The following is a 23,895-nucleotide window of genomic DNA, read 5'->3' on the forward strand; positions in this document are numbered from 1 at the left end:
GCAGTCAGGACGGGTGACAGGCTGCGTGGTCTACGCACGCCTTATCCATCCGTTTTCATTGATTATATGTGGATGTGTGGGCGGGGGCATGATGTATTTGTTCGGGAGATGTGCATTGACTATGACGGTTCGAGTGATCGTCGCCGGAATTGTGTGCGGGATATGTTCCATCAGTTACGCTGAGGAGCAAGAGCTGACCAAGGCGATCAAGGGGGTTGTCCAAAATCAGGACCTTCGACGGGTGCCGCAAGCAGGTATTGAAGTGAAGAATCAAGATGGTGACGTGGTTTTCTCGAGTATCTCGAATGATGCCGGTGAATTCAACGTGTCCATTCAGGAAAATGGCACGTACTCTGTCAGTGCGATGCAAGGTACCGCTCGGAGCGAATACATCGTGTTCACAGTGGGTGGGGAGCCAACGAAGTCGGTGACCCTCACCCTTTCCACGACAAGAGACGTGGCCGTCGAGGTGTTTTCACCGCTCCCACCGATCCAGGCCAAAGCATCCAGTGAAACCTATTCACTGAACCGGAAGGAAATCGAAACCCTTCCGCGTGGCAATAACATTAATCTGGAAGATCTGTTGGTTACTATCCCCAGCGCCGTGTACGGATCATTGAAGCAAGTCCATATCCGCCAAGACCATGCCAATCTTCAGCTGCGCATCGATGGGGTCCCGATCCCGGAAACGGTCTCATCCACGTTTTCCGATGTGCTGGCGCCCAGGGCCTGGGAGCGAGCTGATATTGTGCTGGGGGGGATGGAAGCCAACGTGGGCAATAAGACGGCCGCGCTTATTGATATTACGACGAAGAGTGGGACGAAACCTGGGTTTGGGTCGATTCAGATGTTCGGAGGGTCGAATAAGACGATCAATCCATCGTTCGAGTACGGCGGCACGATTGGTGAGAAGTTTCGGTACTATTTCTTGAACAGTCATACGGCAACGAATCGCGGTATTGAGCCTCCCACCGTTGGACACTCCATCTTTCACGGGCAGAGCGAGCGGAATCAGACGATGTTCCGTGGCGACTATCAACACGACAATAACAACAATTTCACCTTTTTGTTCCTCACCTCCATTGCGAAGTACCAGATCCCGACCTTCCCCGGACACACAGCGAATCCAACGATTCTTGGCCTATTGCCGGGAGGATTTACACCGGCGCCGTCGGAGATGGTGGATGAGAATCAGAAGGAGGACAATCAATACGGCCATCTGGTGTGGAGGCACGACATCAACAGCCGGAATTTTTTTAGCCTCGCTGGGTATTTCCGCCGTACGCGAGCGACGTTTCGGACGGATCCATTCAACGTCTTGTCCTATGTGCCAGATGAGACCGAACCCTTTTCCTCCGGCAGTCAGGATCGTATAGGCTATTCCGGAGGTGTGCGAATGGATTACACGTACGTGCACAGTAAGGAACACTTGATCAGAGCTGGGTTCCAGATCGATCGGACCCAGGCGATCAACAAAACGAGGCTATTTACCTTCCTTGACGATGGAGTGGGGAATCCAGCTGGGGGCGTGATCAATCCGAACGCCGACAATCGGTTGATTGGCTGGCGTCAGGAATTGTGGATTCAAGACCAATGGTCACCGAATGAACAGTGGACCTTCAACCTCGGGGTCCGCGCCGACGTTGTACAGTACCAGCGTGACGAAGCACAAATCAGCCCACGGCTTGGTGTGACATACCGCTACAGCCCGGCGCATGCCTTCCACGCATTTTATGGGCGCATGTTCACTCCTCCCAATCTTGAAGCGATTTCCTTCGCCAAGTTGAATACGGTGGGAACCAAGGCGGCGCCGGAGGACACGACCAACAATCAGCCACGGGCGGAACGAGCCCATTATTTCGAGATCGGTACTACCCATGCCTTAACAGACTGGGCCACTCTGCAATTGACGGGCTACTACAAGTTAGCCAGGTACATGTCAGATGCAGGGCAGTTCGGAACGACTCCGCTGCTGAACTATTTTGCTTTCGAGCGGGGGTGGTCTCGTGGGGCTGACGCTGCACTCAAAGTGTGGTTCATAGAGAATCTGACGGGTCGCGGCAACGTTGCATGGGGGCAATGCAAAGGGTATGGGCTGCAATCAGGCCATTTCCTATTGGAGGCGGCCGAGATTGCGGACATCAATTCGCGCAGTGGTGTCCATTGCGATCACCAGCAGACGCTGACCGCATCGGGGATCTTAAGCTACCAATTGCTCGACGAGCGAACAACCCTGACCGGCCAGGTGCTCTTTGCCTCGGGCTTACGGGCGGCAGAGGAAGGTGGAAAGACCAACTCCACTCATAGCCCGTCTTACACGATCTATAACTTTTCGATCAACCATGTCATTCCGTTGCCTTGGCATGGACAGAAACTCTTGCTAGGATTTGATATCGTGAATGCGCTGGACCAAAAGTATTTCATCAACCAAGGAGAGGGGAGTATCGGCCTTGGAGTGTCCCACGCCGGTATGCCACGGTCATTCTTTTTCCGCGGACAATGGTTCTTCTGATATAGAGAGCGTCATGATGATGTCAGCTATCGAAACCATACGTGTCATCAGCAAGTATGTGGCGCCTATTTGTGTACTTGCCGTCTTGCTCGCACCCGCCGCCGTCTTTGCAGCGGCGGGCGATGAAGCCACGCACGAGAGCGACCACGAGGAAGATGTGTTGGAGTTGCCCGAGGTTCATGTTCATGGGTTATCCCTGAACAAGGATCAACAGCTCGGCCCCGTGGCTAAGTCTACTCCCTGGCCTGCTATTCCTGCTTCACTCGAGGGACAGGAAATCGATGATTGGATGAAGGCGCGCTTGTTGGTTTCTAAGCAGGCGAAGGTTGCCGTCGTGGTGCTGGAGCCCTGTAAGCATCGCGAGCTGACGACCGCTGGAGTGAAGGCGCTCGGACGCTGGACCTTCGACCCTCAAATGCGGGGCGATGATCCGATCGATGGTGAGCTGACAGTCCGCATCCATTTCCGTACCAGGTAGAGCGGTCACCGGCCGGGAGTCAATGGTCATTGGACAGAGGTGGCAAAAATCCTGATAATGTTTCTATGAGTGAGCGACGATGTGTGACTGTTGACCGATCATGACCTGGGACGAGACCCTCTTTCTTGCAATCAACGGCTTAGCTGGCCAGTCAGCAGCAGCCGACTATTTCTTTCTTCAAATCGGCAATCGCAGCATGCTCTATGTGCCCGGAGCCTGTGCGATTGCCTATTGGATGTGGAGTAGCTGGCGGGAGGCGGTGTTAGGAGGTCCCGTTTTAGGGGCAGCTGTCGGACTGACCGACTTTTTCGGGGGACAACTCAAATGGGTGTTTGAACGAGTGAGACCCTGCCGGGCTCTGCAAGAAGTCGTCAAAATTGAGCCGAGCGGCTGTGGGGGCCTGTTTAGTTTTCCCTCGAACCACGCGGCAAATACTGCGGCCATTGCTTCGTTTCTCCAGATTCTCTATCCCAAGTCTGGTTGGGTCACATGGCCGATTGTGGTACTCATCGGGTTTGCTCGAGTGTATGTGGGGGCCCATTATGTGACCGACGTCCTTGGTGGATGGATGCTTGGAGGGGTTGTCGGTGGGGGCGCGGCGTGGGCATTGCTGCAATGGCCGCGGTTCAGGAAAAAGGTGGCGACCGTCGTACGGCCAGTCAGTCAAGTGGAAGCGCGGTCCTAGTAGTTACGAATTCTCCAGGCGGTTTTCTACTGTCGCTAAGAGTTCGTTCCGAAGACGGTCTACATCATATCCTCGTCCGATCAGCACGAGCGCTGCGTCCGGTTCATCCAACAGGGTGAGCGGAGAGATCGTAGCCTGCCCGGGTAGTGCATATTGAAACTCCTGCAGTTCCGGTTCGGTGGCAAATCGGAAATAGCCTTTCGCCCGTTCGAGTTCCTTGGGGATTGTCTTGATCCACGCCAGAAACCGCTGGCGATTCAATGGCCCGGGTAGCGGGACTGTTGTGGCAACGGGATGATAGGTCGCACGTTGGGGATGATCTGGCCGTGATTTGCCGAATAGGACATTGGTGAGTGCCAGCTGTGGGGTCGACGGATGGGCGGCCAACAGATCCGCCACATCGAGGCGGGCATGCGATGTTTCCCACAGACGAGCATAGGGATTTTGTTTGATGATCTCAGTACGGAACTGTTCCCAATGACCAGGGACATAGAGGTCCCGTTTGTTCAAGATGAGTTCGTCCGCACAACGGATGGCTTGGGTTGTCACATAAGCACTTGAGTGACTTTCCTCCGTTGAGACTGGATGCAGCAGGGCGATGACTCGTCTAAGGGAAGCTAACCGTGCCGTAAAGGCATCGGTGACTGCGTCGATCACTTCAGCTGGATCAGCCAACCCTGAACATTCGAGAATCAGGACCTCTGACCCATGATCGCGCACTAACTGCGCGATACCCCATGAGAGATCTTCTTTCGTGTCGCAGCAGACGCAGCCGCCTGCCAGATTCATGACTTGCTCTGCGAGCGTACCGGCGCGTGGGCCATCAATGCTGACCGATCCCGCTTCGTTCATCAGCACACCGGTCCGTTGACCCTGGGCTTTCCAATGCTCCAGGAGTCGCATCAAGAGCGTGGTTTTGCCTGCACCAAGCGAGCCGCAGAGGATATAGAACGGAATGGAAGTCGACATCATGCGCGTACGTTACGACATACAGATCATTGTACCGGGATACAGAGAGGACGGAAAGAGGACAAGCACACTTTCTGCGTGCTATCAACCGGTCAATGAGGCGGAACGGGTCTCTCCAAGACTCGGTCGAACTGTTCCTCAGCGGCACAGAGGGTTACCCGAGTTAGCCCGAAGGGAAGTGCGTTGCTAAAATCGTCTGTAGGGCAGTCGTCAGTCCGGTCATGAGCCGACCTGTAAAATCACCTGTCAGGTGGTCAAAGTCTTTGTAGACGATGGTGTCGCCATGAACGGGTTTGCAAGTCCCCATCTGGCAGAGAAGGTCGGTCATGTCGATAAAATGGACGTGTGAGAGGTCGTGGGCTCCGGCTTGTTCAGACTCATAGACGTCCGGATTGAGCACGATCGATTGATCGGCGGTGCAGAAGGCTTGAGGATCTCGATCCTGGCGGATAGATCTGGCAAGACAGGTCGGAACATGATACGGAAAATGTGGGGTGTCACGCATGACGACCACAAGGTGTCCTTTCAATGCGATCAAAGTCTGCCGTACCCCATTGCGTAGCTCATCCAGCGACGGTTGTGAAGGTGTGGCGAAGAGATGTTCATACTTTTGTCCAAGATGACTGGTTGCATTCCCAAGGAGGACCACCGTGGGATGCAGATCCTGGATGAGAGTCATCGCCGATGTGCGCCATTGGGCACAGGCGGTATTGTATGTATCCAATTGCTGGACATCTTGGGCCTGAAACGTACTTGGTCTGATGTCGAAAGCGGGGCATGAGGGTTTGACGACGGTGGTTAACTTCCATCCATTCGAGTCCGCCATTTGTTTCAGAGAGGCGAACCAATGCATGGCGTGAGAGTCTCCGAACAGAACGATGCGAACAGCTGCCCTCTCATCGCCAAAGTCACACCATTTGACTTCTGGCGATTCTAGTGAAGGGTAGCAATTCTGCTCTGTCAGAATCCTGTTGGCGGTCTGCGTTGCTGCAGTGATGGCACGCATGCTTGGCTCATTCGCCAAGTCTTCAGCGACTGTGATGGAGAACAACGCGGTACCCAATGACAATACCATCACGGCTGCAGCAAGACCCACTGACAAGGCAGGACGTTTGAGCAAGGCCTGATGGAATCGAATCGGTTGTTCAATGAAATAGTGACTGACTGCTGCGGCCAGTAAGGATAGGGCTGCGACAGCCAGCTTCCCAGGAAGGGAGAGAGATGGGAGAAGTGCTGCAGCGAATACCAGAAACGGCCAATGCCAGAGATACCACGAATAGGAGAGTGCTCCGAGGCGTTGTACCGGTGGGGAGGTCAGGAGGGCTCCGATCCCACGATACGAAGACGCTGTCCCTGCGATCAGAATTGCAGCAGTTCCCAGTGTGGGGATGAGCGCAACCCATCCCGGGAAGGGAACAGCACTCGCAACTGAGAGAAAGTGTGCCGTGCCAAGGATCGCGAGGAAACCGAGCCAGCCAATGGCGGACCACCAACGTGAGAACCTGTCTAGGTTTCTTTGCGACAGGAACAAGGCGAGTCCTCCAATACCGAATTCCCAAGCTCTGGCCGGGAGCTCGTAAAAGGCAAACGTTCCTCCTTTGATGGTGAATCCGATTCCGATTGCCAACGAGACGAGTGTGAGTCCGGCGAGTAGGGTGATGAGCGCATTCGTCGAGCGCCACCATCGTATGCTCAACAAGATCAGCAACGGCCAAAATAAGTAGAACTGTTCTTCAACGGCCAACGACCACGTGTGTAACAAGGGGTTGGCCTGTACGTTCGGGCTGAAGTAATCTCCTGTATTTCTATCAAAGAATACATTACTCATATGAAGAGCCGCGGATCGCGCGGCACGGGAAGCCAGATCCAGCTCCTGGGGTGTCAGAACGAAGGTTCCAATCAGGAGTGTTGCGACTAACGTGACGGTAAATGCTGGGAGTAATCGTCGAGCACGGCGAGCATAAAACTCTAGCAGATTGAGCCCTGCTGTCGTCTGGACCTCGCGAATCAAGAGTCCGGTGATCAGAAACCCAGACAGAACAAAGAACACATCAACTCCGATAAAACCACCTAACAGTCCAGGTGTGTCGCAATGGAACAGCACCACCAGAAGGATGGCGATGCCGCGCAGCCCCTCGATGTCTGCACGAAAGTCTGCTGACGGTCTGGTGGAACTCCTCACAGATGAGTCAGAAGCGATCATGTTCTTCTCATGCGCATGAGTGATGTCGTGAACATTTTGACCTGATGTGCCCGTCGTGATGCCATCATGAGCACCTGCATGATAAGTGCCAGCGTAAATGTCTGGAATGGCGCATGATTGCATCTACTTAGATATTCAGATAGAACAAGTTTCATGGCGAATTTGTATCAGGTGTAGGAAAAAGAAGTCACCCAACCAGCATCGTCAACTGCACTCTAACATATTCCGTACGAACATAGGGGATTCCGGTCAGGAATGATAGCCAAGGAGATTTTCTTAGATGTACAAACTATTAGGAATACTTTTATTTATAGGTTTTATTCTTAGAGCGTCGCCATTTCGGAAAGGTCTTTCGAGGAGGGGCTGGGTAGGCGAGCTAGTGCGGTGCGTCCAGAAATGGATTTGCCTATCGTTCGGGATTGCTTGTGGAATAACAGGCAGAAGTCATTAACGCTCTCTATGGTAGAGCTCATCGATGTTGATTGATCAGGAAATGTGAAAACTGGGAAATGTACAAAATTAAGATATTGTAACTAATACATATGATGTAATGTTGGACATCTTGTTGAATGTGCGGGGTTCGTTTGTTGCGGTGCCTAGTTGTAGAAGGGAGTCACGCAGTACGGTTTTTGTAGAGTCTCGCCGAAGCTCAATCAGGTCTTTTGACGTAGGGGCGAAGGGGTGCGTCGCTATGTTAGCGCTTTGCTGCCGGTGGCGGGGAGAGCGCGCGTGAAGTTCGGAAGTGGACCAGATCCTTTGAAAAGAGCACGTCCAGAGTCCAGTCTAAGGCTACGAGCACTTTCTTCTCGAAGCGAGGGAGTTTTAGTAAGTAGATTGTTCGCCATAGCCACCAGGCAATGAAGCCGGAAAAATTGATGCCGAGAATATTTGCAACACCGGTCCGTTTCCCGATCGGGGCGAGCAGCCCTATCGTAGAGTAGATAAACGGTCGCTTCCATCCCTGTCGAACCGTCGCCAGGATATTCTGCGCTGCCACCCGTCCTTCGCGTAACGCGTGTTGTGCGGTTGGAGGATGAAATGCACCCGTTTTGTGGTCCGGCACCATTGCGCAGTCGCCCAAGGCCCAGACCCCGGGCCATCCAGGAACTTCCAGGTACTCGTTCACAAGGACCCGGCCCTTGACTTTTGGGCAAGGCAGTGTGCCTAGAAGCGAGTGGGGACTGATGCCGGCGGTCCAGACTAGTGTATTGGTCGTCACCGTCGTTCCGTCACTGAGGGTGATGTCGCGGTCCGTCACTGCAGTGACTTTGCAGTTCGCATGGATTTCCACTTTCTGCTCAGTCAGTTTGCGTTGTGCGTAGGTCCCGAGCTTCTCTCCGAGTTCGGGCAAGATGACCGGTCCCGCACTGACCAGAATGACCCGCAACATATCTTCCCGCAGGTGTGCAAAGAACCGCACGGCCTCCCGTAGAAAATCGTTCATGGCCGCAATGGTCTCGACTCCAGCAAACCCGCCTCCGGCCACCACGAAGTTTAGAAGGCCGGTGTGGTGTAAGGCTCCACACTCAAAGTCAGCTTCTTCCATGTTCGCGATGAGATGGCTGCGTAACGTAATCGCGTCGCTGAGCGTTTTCATGGTAAAGGCACGGGTAGCCAAGCCGGGAATATCGAAGAAATTCGTGGTGGCTCCAAGTGCCAACACGAGATGGTCGTACTGGAGTGCGTGGCAATGTTTGTCGTGCCCATGTGAAAGGCCGACGTATTTCTGCTCCAAATCGATAGCTTCGACCTCGCCATGAAAGAACGTCACTTTAGTCAGCAACTTGCGGATCGGGCTCACGATATTGGTGACATCAAGGTCGCTGGCTGCTACTTCGTGTAGCATCGGAGTAAAGAGGAAAAAGTTGTCGTGGTTGACGAGGGTGACGTCCAGGTTCGCACTTCGCTCGAGTGCCCGTTCGAATTCCAGCGCGGCATACATTCCGCCAAATCCCCCGCCCAGGATCAAGACCCTTGGTTTTCCGTTAGGCATACAGTTTTACCGAAGGCGTGTATGTCTGGAACCTGATGCGAGAAGCTTGGTCGAGAGGAGTATTCGCCACAGCTGGCGCTCTGATGGTGTGGAACAGTGATTGTTGCTCGAGGCGAATAAGTTGACAGGTAAGGTCATGGGTAGGGGACAGACAGTTTGTAATGAGTCAGGAGTTGGTCGATGGACAACATCTTACCACGTGGGGAGCCGATTGACGCGGATGATGCAGAAATCAGCAACCATCCCAACTTGCCCACGTGAAGTGAGGTTTGGAACCGAGAACGGCTTGCCCCGTCATGGCAAACAGAATGGTGAAATTGACACTCTGAACATGCGCAGAGCTCACCGGAGACGTTAGGCAATTTTATGCGACTATGGTACAAGAGAAGGCTGATTACCAATGGTCTCTTGGTGTACTGAGTTCTCGCTGCAACGAAAAAGTATTGCGAGTCAGCTGGCTGTCCTACGGATACCCGAGCATGTGTAGATCGCGTAGATTAAGAGAGGTGCGTTGAGGGTGAAGATCGAGGAGGACGCATGATTGCTTGGTGGCTGCTAGGTGGGGTTGTGGTCATATTGGTGGGAGGTGTCCTGTACAAGGGATGGAAGTCTCGCCGCTGGTCACCGTCTCATTCTGTGATGACAAAGACGACGGACGGGACAATGCTTCAATTCCTTGTTCGGCCAACACGCCGAAACGGACGGGAGTAGTGAACGGACCAGGAGCTAGGGTTCTAGCGAGCGGGCCTCATAAATCTTTTGCAATACGGCGCTGTTAGTGAGGGAGGGGCATCTAGTTTCTGAATAGTAAGAAATACCCCAATCCAGTTTGCTCATTCTGTCAGAATGTGGGAGTGTCCCGGCCCTTTTCCTACCCGGAGTATCCACAACTTCTCATTTCCTACTACAGTTTCTGCTTGACCGAATGTTTTCACGTGTGTAACCATTGGATACTATTTATGACGCGTGAGGATATTGCAGAAGGTACCTATCTCCGGTTGATCACCGATTGGTCTGGTAGTCCGGCGGGCCTTATTGCGGTGGTGCACCGAGTTGGGGTTACCTGGACAGGAGGGTGGTCTTGTCAGCTGCGATATCTGGATCGACCAGTGGGGGTGCGGACCAAAGCAGTCTCATCGGAGAGCGTGTCGCTTCGAGAGACGGACCTTGTGCACTTTGAGTTAGTGGGGACTTGGATTCCCGTGGACGTCTTGCAGGCCTCCACTCAGCATCTAGGAAAACCACGAAGTAGACGGAGGTCCCCTGCATGGAGGAGACGCAGAAGCTCTCTTCATCAACTCTGCTTATTTGACAACTGCTAAACAAATTGGTCAGCACTGGTCATGCTGGCAGTTCTTGGCCACCAAGCAATCTCGAGTAAGCGTGCGGCTGGCATCTCGTCCAATAGATAGGAGGAAGAAAACGTACTCCCATGGCTGGAGTTTGATGAAGTGGGAAGAAGGGGGATCTATCCCGTTGAATCATCCGGCTATGGGATCAGGGATGCAACAGGAAGAGGGTCATTCAACTCGTCTGTTAGACTGAGGTTTGGAGACATGATGAGTGTGAATGAGGAGTTTCTGTCGACTGGTTACACCCACCTTGCCGAAAATGCTGGTCAAATGATGGCGTACGGTACTGTCTGAAATTGATAATTGATAGGCGATGTCTTTATTTGAGAGTCCTTGACCGACGAGTGCAACAATCTCTCGTTCCCGCTCGGTCAATTCATCGGGCCATGTCAACGGTGACGGTTTCAGCTCAGTTTTTGTGAAAGTTCCCCCCTCCCGTACGTTGTTGCTTTCATGTGGGGTATGGTAGCTAGTGGGACAATACAGTGCATGAATTGCGGCGAACACAACTTCGGGCGGCTGAATTTTTAGGATCACGCTCTCCACGCCGCACTTAATGGCTGCACGCAAGCATGCGTTGTCTTCCAGGCCGCTCAGCAACACGATTTTACTACTAGAGGCTGACTCGCGTATTTGCCCGATACTGCTTGCCGGGTCTCGTATCGTTTCTGTATCGAGGATAATCAGATCAGGAGGCCTCTCCATGAGGAGTGCTTCAGAAACCATCGTTTGTTGAGGGAGCACAACAATCTGAGGAGCTCTACTTTCAAACAGTTTCTGCAACCCGAGCCACACGAGATACTGTTCAGTCACGATCACAATGGTAAGCCTTGGAATCACTACGCTGGCCATGATTGTTCTCGGCTCCAGGTCGATGAGTTTGTGCAAAGCGACGCTCCGGTCACGTGTGTCTAGGAGATCTGTGCCACAGATCTTGTCATTACTCTCTAAGGAAGCACGATTGGATCGTAGGGTACTTCATGCTACGGGTCGACTTGCATTGTATCGGTTGCTTTGAGCCGGAACTTGAGTAAGATGGACATGAAGTCTTTCTGTTGGGCGATCCGGTGTCGATTTCAGTGTGAATGAAAGAATTGGTGCAATTGAGCGAGGTTCAAAAAAGTTGATACGGCCCCTCTATGATCTGAGGTCTAGAGGTGTGGATGGCTCGGTTATCGTACTAGAAGTAGGCGAAGGGGTTTCGGGCACAAGCCGTGTGAGTGGTGTGTGATCAGCAGCTGGCTGTTATTGAGGCGGCCAGACAGTTCAGCATGCCAAAAAAGACGTGTGCAACTTGGTAGTCCTGGCGTGGTATGGGCCGCGAGTGGGGCTGTTATTCGGAGAATGCAGATCAGGAATTGAGTTCCCGCATCCGTTTGATTGAACAGTACAGGGCATATCCTTGGGCGATCATTCCGGTCACCAGCAATCCCAGTGCGGTCTGAAGCCAGTGTGATTCAGGATGATCGAGCCCATACATCCCAATCACGAATCCGAGTGCGATGGCAACGATGCCGACCGATCGTGCAACGATGACACTCAGACGCCAATTCGTGGGAGAGGGAGTTTTGGAAGACTGCATAGAGACATGCTACTCATCGTTCGAGAGAAGGTCAATCGTAGGGGCTGGCATGGCCAGTACCTATTGCTGATAGCAGTTCCTCGCTGGATCGTCTGAGGGCGAGTTTGCCGCGCAATTGGGACCCATAGGTCGCGGGGCTCTGACGTATCCTTCCACCGTATGATTCTTTCTTAACATCTCAATGTGTAATTCGTGACAGGATCCTGAACACCCGCTTGTGGATGGGGGCGGATTCTGTAGTGGCATGGATACCCCTCCGATTGGGATAAAGCGGGGATAGGTGATGGTTGTGGAGCCGAAAGTGAACCGCCCTTGATGAACAGACTGCGCAACTCGAGTGGTAAAGGTTGGGCGCGGATGCTCTGGTCGCAGCACCGTGGCCCAAGTGGGGTCGTCAGGAGCATAGAGGAAGGCGTTATTTCCGCGGTGACATTCGGTACAGGCGACGGTGCCCGGAGAAAATCCCTGAACGGGGTCGCGGAGGGAGGTGATGAGGATTTCGGCTGTATCAGGTGTCCAGTTTGATTGTGCGGAGTTTGGGTCATTGCCCCAAAAACAGGCGTGCCCGCTCGTGGCACTTTGGCAGATGATTTGAAATGATCCACTGCTCCTCCCCAGTGCAATGCAGGCACCCTTTCCCTGAGGTGGTGCGTAAGACCAGACACGTGCGAAGGAGGTCTCATCAACCTGAGTCTGTTCTAAGTTGTTTGGTGTAAGTAGGATGGTTTTGAGATTGCCGTGGCTCACCCATTCCGATGAGGATTGGTTCCAGTCAGGCGGAATCGGGACGTCTTTTGTACGGCATGTTTCGATGTAATTGTCCTTGCTAAACAGGGCTCCGCCTGTTGTCTGAGTGAGTGCAGGGGGCTGAGAGGAGACACTCTCTGTTGGTGTCCTCTGTACCGAGCAACCTGCGAGAACCACACAGGCTAGGGCAATGCCGGTTAAGTCTAGATACCTTGCTCGTATTCCTCGCTTCCAAGATTCCATGTTTTACAACTCCGATATAGCTGTCTATGGGTAATGTGTCTGCTGATCCATTGCGGAACATCAAACGATGCCCATCGGATTTTGCCCAGCCGAATGTGCAGGGAGCTTAAACCTCGGGGAGTTCTGATTCATTGCACGTCTTGAGCGAACGCCACGCGATTCTCCAGTGTCGTAAGAGGTGCTTGATCAAAATCAGAATAAACCAGCCCTTCCTTAGAAGACTGACTTTGAGAGTTTGCGCTGTTCTGCAAGAGCCTCTCGTTTGGTTCGAAAAAACTCTTGCAAGAGTCCCCGACTCTCCTCTTCCCGCAGGCCTCCGGTCACCTGTACGCGATGGTTGAAGCGGCGCTCAGAAGGAATATCGAGGATAGATCCACAGGCTCCTGCCTTGGGATCCCAGGCGCCAAACACGATTCTAGCGATGCGGGCTTGCACAATGGCTCCGGCGCACATCGGGCAGGGTTCCAGCGTCACGTAGAGTGTGGTGTTGGTGAGGCGCCATGTTTTCAACTGCTCGGCTGCTTTTCTGATGATGATGATCTCGGCATGCGCCGTCGGATCTTGTGAGATCTCCCGATAGTTGTGAGCGGCCGCAAGTATGTGGTTATCAGAGACCAGCACGGCACCAATCGGGACCTCCCCGACCAGAGGAGCAAGTCGGGCTTGTTGAAGTGCCAGCTCCATGAACCGGGAATCATCGCCGTCGGGCTGTCTCGGCGGAGATGTGGGAGCGCCTGTCATAGTCACCACGTATGCTAGCACAAGAGTTGGAAAGAGGGACAGGAGTGCGGAGAGTTGTGAGCAAGCTCGATAGGGAACTCTTAGGGTATCGGTGTTGGTCTCGTGCGTTGTGGAGGGAGTTGAGTTTTCAGGGTATCCAACTCAGCTTCGCGCTGGATCAGCTGGTCTTTCACCTCCGCGAGTTCAGCGCTACGCCGTTGAAGTGCTTCCTGAGTCTGTACAAGGGTTTCTTCGCGCTCTTTCAGTTGTCGCTGGAGAGCGGCCAGCTTAGCCTGTGCTTCGCCTGCTTGTGCCTGCAGTTCAGCGACTCGTTCTGCGGTAGCGGTGCCTTGAAGAGAGGTATTCCAACTCAAGAATGCCAGAATACCCAGGACGACGAGGAACATCACGCTCAGTATTCGCCCAAACGACGGTGTTGAGGATGCAGATGGTGGGAAGAGGTGATTCATCCATTCGCCTGGCACAAGGCTGGGTTTGGCGGATGGACTGGCAGCCTCCTCCGCTGAGAGCGGCAGTGTGCGAGCATCCATGATCTTTGCCTTGAGGTTCCGGGGAGGAGGGACCAGCGTGAGTGCGAAGGGAAGCGCCACCGCGACCGACTGATACTCCTTCAGCATGGTATGGCACGGAACACATCCAGAAAGCAGATGAGCCTCCAGCGCTTGCCGCTCGATCTTTTCCAGCGCACCGATCGCGTAGAATGGAACGTGGTCTTCGAGGTCTTGGTGTGTCATGCGGAGAGATCTTGTTCCCAGTATGTCTGCAGGGACTCGTGCAAGTCGGACATGCCAAGCTTGAGACGGGTGATCACCGCATCGAGCGGCTGCTCAAGCTTCATCGCAATCTCCGCCGGCAGCAGGCCCTCATAGTACGCCAATTCGATTGCCTGCCGGTTCGCCTTCGGCAGATCTTCGAGTGCTTTCGTGATCACTGTTCGTAGTGCGTGGTCCGCTGGCCCCTCAAATTGCTCCGGTACGGCAACCTGCTCGGTGTCGTTGGCCGACAATGTCTGACGGCGCGATTGGGGACCGGAAGCTCGTAATCGGTCGATAGCCCGGCTGCGGGTCAACGTGATGAGCCAGGCGATTGGTGTGCCGCGTCCAACATCATAGCGAACCGTGCGTTTCCAGATATCGACGTAGAGTTCCTGAAGGACGTCAGCGGCTTCTTCTCGGCTCCCAAGTATCCTCAAGGCCAAGCTGAAGAGGATCGTGCTTGATTGGTCATAGAGTTGGATGAAGGCCTCGTTGTCCTCCTTGCCAGCTCGAATAGCGACTTTGGGATCAATCGTTGACGCGGCGTACTGGGTTGCAGTGTTCATAAAGCGATGATGGTCAGAAATAGGAAGATGATCTCTCAATCGGTCACAACTATAGCACCCTGCATCTGCTGCACGAAGAAAACGCGAAAAAGAATGTCGGTTCACGCAAGTTCGAAAAGAGAATTGTTGTTGATTTCCAATCGGCGGGAGAAAACGATCGTCGCAAGGAGGAGACGTAAGTCGTGCCAACTCACATCTATCGATGCCAATTTTTCAGGAAGGAGGTTGAACAACAGGTCTGTCAGCACATAGTCGAAACGTTCTACGAGACCGAGTGTGCAAGAACGAGGTGTTTCTGTGGGGCCGACAAATCCACCCTCACCGTCGATCTCCCTTGAAGTACGGTGCCAACAGAGTTGCTGCTTCGCTTGCGCCGCTGGGCTCTGGGGGTGGGGCTGTCGCAGGGAGATTCATAGTTTGCTCAAGCGTGGTGACCCATTGACCCTTCATGAAATCGTCCATGGAAAGCTCAATCCCTTTCCCGTAACAGTGCAGGTAATCCACGAGAGATTGTTCGTCCCCGAAGTTGTATCGCCGAACGTACACAGTCGGGACTTGTAAGGCGACGGCTTCGACCAGGGTTCCATATCCTGGCTTGGTCATGACCACATCGACTGAGGCGAGCAATGTCTTAAACGAAAACGGGAGGGACTTGATCGAGATGAATCGCTTGCTCTCAGACGGAATTGAACCATCAAAGAGAAAACGATAACCAGGAAGTGATTCGACTGTCTCGAAAGGGAGTGAAGCCAGCGGTATTCCTCCGAATCCGATCAGGACCGTTCGTTCACCAGGCGCAAGGGCCAGGAATTCGGCCAGTTCCTTGCGGGCGGGGGCAGCCGGTTCGGCAATCGGGTGAATCATGATGACTCGGTGAAAACAGTCCAGCGTGGGAGAGGGAGTGATGCGAAGGGCGAGATCGGCTTGGCTATAGGCCTGTCGGATGGACTGCGCAATTGCTCGGTTGTCGATTGAAGGAGGAGCCTGGTATTCAGAGAGAATCAGGTCCCAGGTAAAACTGGCGAGTGCAACGGTCGGAATCGAAGCGGTCTGCCCTGCTGCCAATGCGAGGTACGGGGTGTCGGCGAGAATCAGCTCCGGTTTGGCCGCCTGCATCGCGGCTACTTCCGTCAGGAGCCGCTCATCCCATGTGCTGTGGAATTGGTGGTGCGCATGCCAGGTCGCCTCGATATTGATGGTTATGGGACCCTGCTGGATGCAGCCCACATCCTGTTGGACGGGACTGGTTTCCCACGGAATCTTGAGACGATCGACAAAGAATGATGCAGGAACGGCCGTACGCAGAAGCACTCGAAGGTCCGGAACAAGACGGCCTAATGCATTGAGCACCGGCACCACCTGGGCGGCGTGACCGAATCCATGTGCGGAGATGGCGGCCCAGATCAGCGGCATAGAAAGAATGCGGGCATGTTATGAGGGACGTCCAGTGTAGGACGAAGGGACTCAGCTGTTGGAGTGGTCCGACTCCATGGGGGCAATGTTGTACATCAACTCAAGGTCAAATTCGTCCACCAATTCGTTGAAGGCTTTGGTGCCGAGATCGGAGCGAACCTCCGCCATAACCAAGTCAATGGCGGGGGCGGCATGCTGACCATACTGTGTGACGGCTGAATCTATTCGTTTCCTGGCCTCATCGAGGTTCACGTGCAGTCTCCTTCAGGCATGATAGCGATATGATCATCACAGTGTGCGTAGTAATTCCTGCATCTCCGGGACCAGATCCTTCCCGCCGTTTGAGCGCCCCGCAAGAACTGCCTCGATTCCAGCCGTGAGGACGGGCTTGGCATCGGCGTGCCTGCCCAATCGGATCAAGGTCCGTCCCAAGGCTAGATGAGACGCGGCGTGGGTTGGGTCCAGCTGTGTGGCCACCGTCAGATGCTCAACAGCTTCCTCTAGACTTCCGTTTTCTTGAAGAATCTTGTTGCCAAGTCCATAGCGTCCGAGGAATCCCTTAGGATTCTTGGCAACCATCTGACGGAACGCATCAATGTCCATAGTACCTGCCGTTCAAGTTTAAGCGGTACTATAGCACTGAACTGCCAGAATGAGCCATATGAGAACGTGGTTGGGAGAAACGGGACAGGTTCGTCATGGGAGCGGAGGTGTCACTGCAGGAACCGTGGAGCGTGTGGGAACGGTGGTCGACGGCCTTTTGGCCCTCACGGTCACCGTGCGAACGCCGGGGCTCGAGGTTGGAGCGCTGCTGGCCATATAGCGCGTTGTGTCGCGGATTAGTTGGGTCGTCAGTTCTGTCAGGCAGGCTTCCGTGACGTGTCCCTTTAGCTCATCGATCATGACCGGTGTGGCACCAAATATTTTGTACTGCACGGTGCCGGATGAGGTGCCTTCGTACCGTTTGACTTGTCCGTCCCAGCGTTCAAGTTCAAGGCCGACCGTGGCTGCATAGTCGTACTCAAAGTCAACGAAGGGTGAAAGAAGAAACATGGACCCGCCGAGGATGATGCCCTTGAATGCGGACAGCCACGAATGAGGCTCGATGGTTTCGTCCACCGTGATGCGTGCCGAAACGATTTTTTCGCCGAGAGAGTCCGATTTTGCACCGAGCGGAATCAATGTCGAGAAGAGACGAGTGTCCTGAACTTTATTGAGAACCCGCCGTTCGACTTCAGCCGAAGGATTTTGCGGCGCGCCGTTTCGTGACAGGTGAAACGTGTCCATGACCAATGGAACCCGCTCATCGCCGGCAAGTGAGAGAGGCTCGGTCGGCTGCAAGTCCGTCGAGGAAGGCTTTAATTCAATCGAGCGAGTACATCCGGTTCCCATGCACAATATGACTCCGATGCAACTCACGATTGACCAGCGAACAGCATGTCTCGTCATGGTAACCGTCTCCTCAGAAATAAAAGGAAAATCCTATAAAGGGGAGACTCGCGTTCAACCCAAGATTTGGGAAGGCAATCCCTGCATTCGAAATATGATGGAAGCGATAGCCTGCGTTGACAGTGAGTTGTGAGGTGAGAAACCAGGAAACGCCCACTCCTCCGGTCAAGACGAAATTGAATTCAATGGCTTCTTCACGAATACGACCGCCAAGATCCGTCCAGAAAGGCCCGCCAGCAAATTCCGCGTAGGGACGGACACGACCCAAAGCCACAAAGGTGTATTTGATCCTCGGTGTGAACCCCACGCCATGTGTCAGGAATGGTTCTCGGAACTCCAGGTAGACCATTTCTGCCCCGAGCGAGATCTGCCCTCGGTACCAGCTATCCCCGATGGGATCGGTCAACGTAATCATCCACGAGGGCATCAGGGCCGGCCCGTGTTGTTTGGTTTTGTGAAGGTCCGTGAGTCGGTGAGAGAACATATAGCCGGCGGTCAGCCCGACTTCTTGTGTGCCGACCGTGATCGTAGGCGAGACATCTGAGGCCAGTGCAAGAGGCGCTGTCAGTGGCATTCCCAAGATGGCAGTCAGTATGGGGCGAGCGAACCAGTTCATGTGCTCTCCTCGTCAGTATCCTGTCGGCTGCTGTGAGGGAAAACTTGATTGAGGGGTGTTCGGATGTGCCGTGTTCTCGTGTTCTAAGGTAGCAGAGGATTGAGTTCTGTCTAGGCTCGCGGGGGTGTGTGTTGATTCATGAGGAAGAAGGGATAGGGCGAGCTGGTTACCCAGTTTCTTTCAGGTTCAAGAGCTTTTTCGAGTCGGACTCGAAATCAGGCAATCGATAGCGCAGATCGAGTGAAACGACACGTTCGAGACAGCGTTGAGCAGATGTGGAGTCGTGTCGGCTTTCATAGAGTCTTGCGAGGAGGCGGAGTACGGCGGCTTCGGCAGGTTCATTTCCAAGCTTGATGTAATGTTCCGAGGCGTTATTCAAGCAACGTTCTGCTTCGAGAAAGTCTCCCTGATCTAGGTAACATTTGCCGAGCTGGCTGTACGTTACGGCGAGCCCTTCTTCGTTGCCGACTATTCGATGCTGATCGAGAGCCTGTTTGAACATCACGACCGCCTGATCCCATTGGCTGCCCCGAGCCTCTTGCAGGGCAAGATTTGTATAGAGGATGCCGAGACCGCGGGCGTCTTGTAACGTGTGCATGAGATCCAGGGCTTCGAGGTAGTAGGGGCGTGCGTTCTCTGGATGGTCCGAGGCGATATGGAGGTTGCCGAGATTCACCAAGGTATAGGCCACTGCGGTGAGATTTCGCTCGGTTCGTTGAATCTTGAGCACTTCGCGATAGCATTGTTCGGCCTGGGGGAGGTCGTTCGTCAGAGCGCAGGTGTTGCCGAGGTTTCCCAGTGAATCCGACAAGGCTTGCGGGCTGTCTGCAAGCCGGTCATCGGCCACTGCTGCTTCCCATGCCGCGCGAGCCTGGACCAGATCGCCACGATGGAGAAAGATCCGTGCGCGATGTTTGTGGTCTTCGCTCATAAGCGGTCAGCCATCAGTTCTCAGGATTCAGGGTATTCCGACAGTGCTCACAACTCAACACTCAGCACCGTTTCCTATCAGTCTCCCCCTTTTGGCGTGTCGCGCTTATATTCAAGCTGAAGCTCATCCAGTTCTTCCAGGCCTAATCCAGCTCGGAACGAATGATGGAGCTCAGTGACGCACTCGATGTCTCGAGGACTCTTGCTCGTCTGAGAGGCCAGATAGGCTTCGGACAATCTCATGCCGGTCTCGAAGTGACGTGCAAGAGTTTCTTCCGTCACCTGTTGCCAGGTGATATAGATGCAGAAGGCCTGGAAGGAATGCGCGTTGGGATACTGCTGTGCCAGGGCGAGTAACCCTTCATAGGCTTCCCGTGCGGTACTTCCGGCATTGGAGGAAAAGGTTCCTTCTAGTTCAACAGCCGTATCCCAGTCTGGGCCGAGTTCAGTTTCTGCTTGATGAAAAGCTTCTTGTGCAGCAAGGGCGGGATCAAAGCGCATCGTGCCTCCTCAACTAGGCCTTGAAATCATCAGAAGGATACTGAGTCGGGTGAAAGGAGGTCAACGTGTGTACTCCACCATCAATTTACATTAGTGTGAGGGGCTCGGTAGACTGTTCGGAATCGTATAATGAATGCCGAGAGTTTGAGACACTATATGACTCGTGAGTCTATCTCAACTGACCCCATCGATCGGGTTCTCCACTATCATGTTCGTACGAAGCACCATTTCAATCGTTATGCTCGTTCATTGGGGTATCTTGATTGGGCGAATCAACCTGACCCATTCCGGCGGTTCGAGGGGGCTCAGCTCATCTCTCTCCCGTTGCTCATGCCCAATGAGCAACCTGTGTCCCCTGCGTATGCCGCGCTCTATGAACCGGGCTCTGTTCCTTGTCAGCCTGTCAGCGTGACCACGTTGTCACGGTTCTTTGAATTCGCTCTTGCCTTGTCGGCCTGGAAGAAGGCCGGCGAGTCTGAGTGGGCGCTGCGAATGAATCCCTCATCCGGCAATCTGCATCCTACGGAAGGGTATGTGGTCTTGCCGCAGATCAAAGGTCTCGATCTGACGCCTGGGCTCTATCACTATGCACCCAAAGAGCATGGGCTGGAACGGAGAGCCGATTTCCAAACCGACCTGAGTGCTCGACTCATGGCCGATTTTCCCCCTGATGCGTTTCTCCTTGGACTGACCTCGGTTCATTGGCGAGAGGCCTGGAAGTATGGTGAGCGGGCGTTTCGCTACTGCAATCATGATGTCGGCCATGCGATCGGCGCCGCGCGGATTGCGGCGGCGACACTTGGTTGGAACATGGTGCTGCTGGACGGTACGGCTCAGGATACGGTGGCGATGTTGCTCGGGACAAATCGCACAGAAGACTTTGGCGAGGCTGAAGCAGAACATGCGGATTGCTTGGCGGTGATCTGGCCATCTGAAAATGTGAAGCCTGAAGCGTCGTTCGTGAAGTGCGAACATTCAAAGGCGCCGTTGTTTCTTGATGCGGCGGTTGTGAAGGAAGTGATTGATGGAGCATGGCATGGGAAAGCCAATCGCTTGAGTCAGGAACATGGTGTCCAATGGGATATCATCGACGAAGTAGCCGAGGTGTCCTCGAAACATGCTCGTGATGAGCATAGCGTTTCGCTTCTCGTTCCCCGCGTCACCCTTCACTCCTTACCCCTCATGCCTCACGGGATTTCAGCTGGTCAGATCATTCACCAGCGCCGAAGCGCCGTCGCGTTTGACGGCACGACATCGATTTCTGCGGCGACGTTTTTCCATATGATGCAACGGGTCATGCCATCGGCTGAATCCCCGCAGTTGGAGCGGTCGATGCCGTGGGATGTCTGGCCTTATGATCCGGCGATTCATCTCATGATCTTTGTACATCGGGTGGAGGGGCTCACCTCAGGCTTGTATTTTCTGGTACGGGATCGCAGGAAGTTGTCGTGTGTTCAGCAGGCGATGAACTCTGAATTGACCTGGACCGTCACACCGGGGTGTCCTGAGGGGATACCGTTCTACCGGTTGCTGGAGGGTGATGCGAGAAAACTCGCTGTACAGGTAAGCTGCCATCAAGATATCGCCGGCGACAGTGCCTTCTCCTTCGGCATGTTGGCTGAGTTCGAGGGGACTTTGCGGGAGCGCGGTACCTGGTGGTACCCACGCCTATTTTGGGAAGCAGGCTTGCTCGGGCAGGTCCTGTACCTGGAAGCGGAGGCGGCAAGAGTGCGAGCGACCGGAATCGGCTGCTTCTTCGATGATCCGGTTCACGAGATCGTCGGCATCCAGAGTTTAGCCATGCAGTCGCTGTATCATTTCACGATCGGCGGGCCGGTGGAAGACCGACGCTTGCAGACCTTGCCGCCGTACGGACATCTGGTGAGGAGTAGGGGGTGAGGCGTAAAGGGTAGGAGATAAGGGAACATGTTCAAGATCAAGAAGAAGGTTGAGAAACCGAAGCGGATGGTGCTCTACAACATTGTGGAGGATTATTCGGAGTTTGACGCGCCTGGCAACGTGACTGTCTGTGCCATGACAGAGCAGGAAGATCTTCAAGCCCATACCAAGATCCTGTCCGAGAGCTATGATGTTCCACTTGAAGCGATGACGGCCTTGTTGACGACCGGTGGAACGTATGTCTACCCACAGAATGGCGGCATCCTCACGCGAGGACTATTCGCGTGCCGGATTGGCTCAGGAGAGCAAGGTCCGAAACAAACTTGGACCTTGGACTTGATGCAGTTTGCCGAGGCGGAACACGTGGCTCGATCCAGGGCGCTTTCACTCGTCGAGGCGGCCTGGGAGGTGTTTCGGATAGCCCTGCCGAGTGAACTCCAGGCCAAACTGCAGCAGAAAAATTTAGGCTTGGATTATCGAACGTTGGATCGCGCTGTCGCCAAAGGTGGCGACATCAAGTACATCGATTTCAGGAAGGACTGGTCGCCGCATTTCAAACGCCTGTGCATCATGCCGGACGGACGACTAGTGGAGACTGGAGGAATTCAAGAATTCGCTCAGCTGCATGGCATTACCGTAGCTCAGGCCCAAGCCTTGATCGAGCAGGGTGGGACGCTTGAGGTCAATGGCGAGGTGTTGGCCTGTCAGATCGTGAACGGTCAACCGTCCGTGGCGCGGTTTAGTGCAATGAATTATGCGAAGGCCAAGGACTTGGTCGTGTCGAAGGGCTTACACTTGATGGATGCCCTCAGTGAAGTTGGGTATGCGGACCCGGCGATGATGCGGGGGCTCGCGCGAAAAACACTACGTGCATGACCGTGATCGAGGGAGCGAGTCTATTCTGGCGGTAGGTCCCGTTTATAAGCGTTGGGGGCCTTGTAAAATCGCATTTGACCGAATGCGTGTGAGAGCCGGCTGGTAAGCGAGAGGGCTATTGACGTTATAGTAGGCCGTTTATCTGCAACGTACCCACCAAGGCCAGCGCCAAGAACATTGCATGCCACATCTGTCATCGACGGATAGCGATTATGGCAGAAGACTTGGAAGAGCTCCGCTGAAAACGAGATGCTCCCTGCGATGGCGATAATCCTCGCAATAGTCCAACGAGGGCCTGAATCCCAATGCTGTTGGCAATGAAGCAGATATCCGAACCCCATAAACCAAATCGTATTGCCAATGACGTCAATAGACTTATTCCAGGTGAGGGAGAAATCCTGAAAAGGAATCCAGCGGATCTGATTCCAGTGTGGGTGTCCTGCAAAACTGCTTAGCGGGAAGAACGGAGCAATAGCTAGGACAACGACTAAGAACCAAATAGTCCCTCTCTTCAGTGTCAGCTGTGTGCGGAACGTGTTTGGGGGGGATTCTTTGATACTCATAGGCCATCATTGCAGATCCTGACGGATCAGACCAGCACTCGAAGTCAGAAGTATACCCGATGAGCAGAATGGTCGGAAGTGGATGGGATGCACCTGAATACGTTGAGTCTACAGGGGATACTGGCACAATGTCGGAGCAGAAAGAAGATCAGCAGACCGTGGTTGATAGAGGAGGGCTTGGCGGTCAGGCCGCCAGTTCTTCTTTTACGGCATCAAGCAGCTTGTTGATGTCGAAGGGTTTCTCAAATGCCCGGCAAGCGCCGAAGAGTTTCGCGACATTGAGGAAGTTATGGTCGCCTTGGGCTCCTGTAATGGCAATGACTTTGGCGTCGAGGTATTCGCGGGTGAGCTGAAGTGTGGCTTCAAGCCCGTCCGTTTCCGGCATCAAAAGGTCCATAATCACAAGGTCGACAGGTTCTTTGTGGTAGAGGTCGAGGCCTTTGCGGCCATCCTCTGCTTCAAGCACACGGTGCCCCGCCTTTTGCAAGACGCCCTTGAGCAACCCTCTGATGGATTGCTCATCATCGATAACGAGAATAGTGGCCATAGGTGCTCGTGTTCGTATGGTTGGATCTTACCTGGGAGGTCTGAGACTGTCTAGAAATAAAACGATAGTGGGCAATAGAGACAAATGGTTGATGGCTGTGGGGCCAATCAGCGTAGCGGAGGATCTCTCCTGTTTTGAGATACGGAGGCGTCGTTAGGACGTTGAGATCCGATCCGGCAAGCATTCCCCATCGATTTCCATAAGATTCAGCCTAATTTCCTGCTGAAATAATTGGTTGACCGAGTTTTTATTTTTTGCTACAAGCGTGGAGCCTT

General features: G+C 53.8%; 22 protein-coding genes. 5 read left to right on the forward strand and 17 right to left on the reverse strand.

The annotated features are described in order from the left end of the window. The first annotated feature begins 121 nt into the window (after positions 1 to 121). From ACYX34_RS05370 to ACYX34_RS05380, 3 genes are all read left to right on the forward strand, one after another. A complete protein-coding gene (locus ACYX34_RS05370; protein ID WP_462075527.1) occupies positions 122 to 2,512 on the forward strand; it encodes a TonB-dependent receptor in 2,391 nt (796 codons plus the stop codon). A gap of 13 nt (positions 2,513 to 2,525) precedes the next feature. Then, positions 2,526 to 2,990: an energy transducer TonB family protein gene (locus tag ACYX34_RS05375; RefSeq protein WP_462075528.1), complete on the forward strand. Its 465-nt coding sequence runs from the start codon at positions 2,526 to 2,528 to the stop codon at positions 2,988 to 2,990. Positions 2,991 to 3,090: 100 nt separating this feature from the next. Then, complete coding sequence (locus ACYX34_RS05380; protein ID WP_462075529.1) at positions 3,091 to 3,675, forward strand: phosphatase PAP2 family protein; 585 nt, start codon at positions 3,091 to 3,093, stop codon at positions 3,673 to 3,675. Positions 3,676 to 3,678: 3 nt separating this feature from the next. Here ACYX34_RS05380 and ACYX34_RS05385 read toward each other — a convergent pair whose 3' ends face one another. From ACYX34_RS05385 to ACYX34_RS05455, 15 genes are all read right to left on the reverse strand, one after another. Continuing rightward, the gene (locus ACYX34_RS05385; protein ID WP_462075530.1) at positions 3,679 to 4,647 is read right to left on the reverse strand and encodes a CobW family GTP-binding protein; all 969 of its coding nucleotides are present in this window, start codon (positions 4,645 to 4,647) and stop codon (positions 3,679 to 3,681) included. A 160-nt stretch (positions 4,648 to 4,807) separates the two neighbouring features. Beyond that, the gene (locus ACYX34_RS05390) at positions 4,808 to 6,847 is read right to left on the reverse strand and encodes an acyltransferase family protein (protein WP_462075531.1); all 2,040 of its coding nucleotides are present in this window, start codon (positions 6,845 to 6,847) and stop codon (positions 4,808 to 4,810) included. A gap of 694 nt (positions 6,848 to 7,541) precedes the next feature. Further along, the gene (locus tag ACYX34_RS05395) at positions 7,542 to 8,840 is read right to left on the reverse strand and encodes an NAD(P)/FAD-dependent oxidoreductase (RefSeq protein ID WP_462075532.1); all 1,299 of its coding nucleotides are present in this window, start codon (positions 8,838 to 8,840) and stop codon (positions 7,542 to 7,544) included. Positions 8,841 to 10,360: 1,520 nt separating this feature from the next. Further along, positions 10,361 to 11,044: a LuxR C-terminal-related transcriptional regulator gene (locus ACYX34_RS05400; protein ID WP_462075533.1), complete on the reverse strand. Its 684-nt coding sequence runs from the start codon at positions 11,042 to 11,044 to the stop codon at positions 10,361 to 10,363. Between the two features lie 499 nt (positions 11,045 to 11,543). Then, a complete protein-coding gene (locus ACYX34_RS05405) occupies positions 11,544 to 11,774 on the reverse strand; it encodes a hypothetical protein (protein WP_462075534.1) in 231 nt (76 codons plus the stop codon). Between the two features lie 1,203 nt (positions 11,775 to 12,977). Continuing rightward, a complete protein-coding gene (gene tadA, locus ACYX34_RS05410) occupies positions 12,978 to 13,505 on the reverse strand; it encodes a tRNA adenosine(34) deaminase TadA (protein ID WP_462075535.1) in 528 nt (175 codons plus the stop codon). An 80-nt stretch (positions 13,506 to 13,585) separates the two neighbouring features. Further along, positions 13,586 to 14,239 (reverse strand): hypothetical protein, encoded by a 654-nt coding sequence (locus tag ACYX34_RS05415; protein WP_462075536.1) that lies wholly within the window; start codon positions 14,237 to 14,239, stop codon positions 13,586 to 13,588. After that, positions 14,236 to 14,826: a sigma-70 family RNA polymerase sigma factor gene (locus ACYX34_RS05420; RefSeq protein ID WP_462075537.1), complete on the reverse strand. Its 591-nt coding sequence runs from the start codon at positions 14,824 to 14,826 to the stop codon at positions 14,236 to 14,238. Before ACYX34_RS05420 ends, ACYX34_RS05415 begins: the two co-directional genes overlap by 4 nt. A 318-nt stretch (positions 14,827 to 15,144) precedes the next feature. Beyond that, entirely contained in the window at positions 15,145 to 16,239 is a 1,095-nt protein-coding gene (locus ACYX34_RS05425) for a glycosyltransferase family protein (protein ID WP_462075538.1), read from the reverse strand. Between the two features lie 51 nt (positions 16,240 to 16,290). Continuing rightward, entirely contained in the window at positions 16,291 to 16,491 is a 201-nt protein-coding gene (locus ACYX34_RS05430; RefSeq protein ID WP_462075539.1) for a hypothetical protein, read from the reverse strand. A 36-nt stretch (positions 16,492 to 16,527) separates the two neighbouring features. Beyond that, entirely contained in the window at positions 16,528 to 16,842 is a 315-nt protein-coding gene (locus ACYX34_RS05435; protein ID WP_462075540.1) for a tetratricopeptide repeat protein, read from the reverse strand. A 93-nt stretch (positions 16,843 to 16,935) separates the two neighbouring features. After that, a complete protein-coding gene (locus ACYX34_RS05440) occupies positions 16,936 to 17,688 on the reverse strand; it encodes a hypothetical protein (RefSeq protein ID WP_462075541.1) in 753 nt (250 codons plus the stop codon). Positions 17,689 to 17,701: 13 nt separating this feature from the next. Further along, positions 17,702 to 18,304, reverse strand: a complete 603-nt coding sequence (locus ACYX34_RS05445; RefSeq protein WP_462075542.1) for an acyloxyacyl hydrolase — start codon at positions 18,302 to 18,304, stop codon at positions 17,702 to 17,704. 166 nt (positions 18,305 to 18,470) lie between these two features. Beyond that, complete coding sequence (locus tag ACYX34_RS05450) at positions 18,471 to 19,235, reverse strand: tetratricopeptide repeat protein (protein ID WP_462075543.1); 765 nt, start codon at positions 19,233 to 19,235, stop codon at positions 18,471 to 18,473. A 77-nt stretch (positions 19,236 to 19,312) separates the two neighbouring features. Further along, positions 19,313 to 19,735 (reverse strand): hypothetical protein, encoded by a 423-nt coding sequence (locus ACYX34_RS05455; RefSeq protein WP_462075544.1) that lies wholly within the window; start codon positions 19,733 to 19,735, stop codon positions 19,313 to 19,315. A gap of 156 nt (positions 19,736 to 19,891) precedes the next feature. Between ACYX34_RS05455 and ACYX34_RS05460 the strand changes: the two genes are divergently transcribed. Continuing rightward, the gene (locus tag ACYX34_RS05460) at positions 19,892 to 21,634 is read left to right on the forward strand and encodes a SagB/ThcOx family dehydrogenase (protein WP_462075545.1); all 1,743 of its coding nucleotides are present in this window, start codon (positions 19,892 to 19,894) and stop codon (positions 21,632 to 21,634) included. A 27-nt stretch (positions 21,635 to 21,661) separates the two neighbouring features. Beyond that, complete coding sequence (locus ACYX34_RS05465; protein WP_462075546.1) at positions 21,662 to 22,510, forward strand: hypothetical protein; 849 nt, start codon at positions 21,662 to 21,664, stop codon at positions 22,508 to 22,510. A gap of 20 nt (positions 22,511 to 22,530) precedes the next feature. Here the strand turns inward: ACYX34_RS05465 and ACYX34_RS05470 are convergent, their stop codons facing one another. Continuing rightward, positions 22,531 to 23,073, reverse strand: coding sequence for a VanZ family protein (locus tag ACYX34_RS05470; protein ID WP_462075547.1), 543 nt, complete (start codon positions 23,071 to 23,073; stop codon positions 22,531 to 22,533). Positions 23,074 to 23,257: 184 nt separating this feature from the next. Further along, a complete protein-coding gene (locus ACYX34_RS05475) occupies positions 23,258 to 23,620 on the reverse strand; it encodes a response regulator (RefSeq protein ID WP_462075548.1) in 363 nt (120 codons plus the stop codon). Positions 23,621 to 23,895 lie beyond the last annotated feature (275 nt).

This window comes from Nitrospira sp. CMX1, from assembly GCF_054902215.1.